This window comes from Streptococcus sp. HMSC078H12 (assembly GCF_001814615.1).
Taxonomy (GTDB): domain Bacteria; phylum Bacillota; class Bacilli; order Lactobacillales; family Streptococcaceae; genus Streptococcus; species Streptococcus salivarius_F.
In genome coordinates, this window is sequence record NZ_KV817340.1 from 4550 (window position 1) to 6779 (window position 2230).

General features: G+C 41.7%; 2 protein-coding genes. Both read left to right on the forward strand.

Annotation, left to right across the window (positions count from 1 at the left end):
• A partial coding sequence (locus tag HMPREF2979_RS10485; protein WP_261787311.1) for a Spy0128 family protein occupies window positions 1–801 on the forward strand: 801 nt, incomplete at its 5' end.
• Between the two features lie 458 nt (window positions 802–1259).
• On the forward strand, window positions 1260–2230 hold a 971-nt coding region (locus HMPREF2979_RS10490; protein ID WP_261787312.1), incomplete at its 3' end, for a YSIRK-type signal peptide-containing protein.

Genomic DNA, 2230 nt, shown 5'->3' on the forward strand with positions numbered 1-2230 from the left:
AAGTCACTTGGCGATGCAGAAAACACACAAGTGATCGATACTGCCAAATTGGCATTCGGACGCTACTACAAGTTCGATATTCCTGCAACTATCAAAGGCACTGCTAAAGATGGTGTAGACATCGAAAATACTGCGTCACAAATCGTTCACCAATACGACCCAACTAAGAAATCTGTTGAAAAACCAGAAAAACCAACAGAAAAACGTGTAGTCAATATCCCAACTAAGGTTGAGTTTGAATTCACTAAGAAACTTGAAGGTCGTGAACTTAAACCTGGTGAGTTTAGCTTCGTACTTAAAGATAGCAAGGGTAATGTCATCGAAACTGTAAGCAATGATGCTAACGGTAAGATCAAGTTCTCAGCTCTTGAGTACAAACGTGGTGAAGAAGGTACTCACGTCTACACAGTAGAAGAAGTACAAGGTAACGATGCAACTGTTGCCTACGATAAGATGGTAGCTACAGTCGTTGTTTCTGTAACTAAAGACGGTAAAGTCTTGACAGTAACTTCTCAATTGCCAGAAGATACTGAGTTCAACAACACTGTTATCCCACCATATACACCACCAACAACTCCACCAAACACACCTCCTACTACACCACCAACTACGCCTCCAACACCACCGACTCCTCCAACTCCAGTGGTTCCACCAGTGACACCACCAACTACACCAGAAGCTCCTAAAGGACCAGCACTCCCTGAAACAGGTGATGATGCGTCTATGGCAGCTATGGCTCTCGGAGGAATCCTTGCGGCAGCTGGACTTGGTTTGGCAGGAAAACGCAAAAAAGAAGACTAAGATAGTTCATAGGTTAAATCCCTCAACATAGTTAGTTAAACTATTTCAGTTTTCGAAAAAAGAGACTCATCCCGATAGGGGTGGGTCTCTTTTGTGTCTGTTTCGAGACTGTTATTTGTTTATATTAAAAAATTAGATAAAAATTGAAAGGTGATGGGCCTTCTTCAAAAAGACATTAGTGACTTAGATTTTAGGGAAAGATTCCTATAAATAGCAATATGAATGAAAATACTTATATGAAAAGGTTTGTTGATTTTCATAAGAGCATAGTTACCCATCATAACTGTTTTTTATATTGATTAAAAATTAGAGAAAATGCTTGCTTAAAGATTAAAAAAAGGATATGATAGACTTCGGAAGAAGGTTAATAAATGTATAGAGTGCGTGTTTTTTCAATAACGTCTTCGTTTTTTTGACGTGCCTTGGGGTACAAGGATTAACATATAGGAAGATTTTGAATGAAACAAGCAAATCATGTTTTTGAAAAAGTGACAAAGTACGCTATTCGTAAGTTGTCAGTAGGTGTAGGGCCAGTTGCTATCGGGACATTCTTGTTAGCAGGTGGTCTTTTCGTGTCTAAACCAGTTTCGGCAGACCAGGTTACTTCGGATGCATCGGTACACATGGCTTATGTCACAGAAAATGAATTGACTGCTGAAGAGCAGAAGCAAGTGGTCCATGCTATCCCTAAGGAATATCAAAATGATGATACTTTTTATCTGGTCTATAAACGCAAAGGAGACAGTCAAGCTACTCTACCTCAGACAGGAAGTTCTGACTGGGCAGCGACAGGTTTAGGACTGGCAACAGCGACCATGGCTGTCCTTCTATTTTCAAAAAAACATCGTAAAAAAATTATTGGTTTGGTCTTGATTGGGGCTGCAGGGCAAAGTCTCCTCGTGCCCATAGAGGTTCTTGCCTTGCAAAATAAGGAGTTGCAGGCCTATAATCAGACTCTTGCTGTTTCAAATGAAGCAGATTTGGCCAAAGGTGTTATTGCAATCGATGGTTATGAGTATGTCGGTTATCTTCGTTACTCTGCTAAGCCAGAGCTTGAACTACCTTTGGAAAATACTTTGCAAGGGCTTGAGTCTTCAAGAAAAGAAGAAACTACAGTAAATCAGGGTACAGCTGATAAGGATAATAAGGGAATCAGTTGGAAAAAAGGAACGCAGGAGCCAGGTCATGAGGGCGAGGCTGTGGTTCAACCTGCTAATCCAGAGTACACCGGACCAATTAGTGCTAAAGGCACTCAAGAATCAGGTCACGAAGGTGAGGCTCTAGTTCAACCCGCCAATCCAGAGTATACCGGGCCAATCAGTGCTAACGGCACACAAGAAGTTGGCCATGAAGGCGAGGCCCTAGTTCAACCCGCCAATCCAGAGTACACCGGCGTTATCAGTGCTAACGGTACACAAGAAGTTGGTCA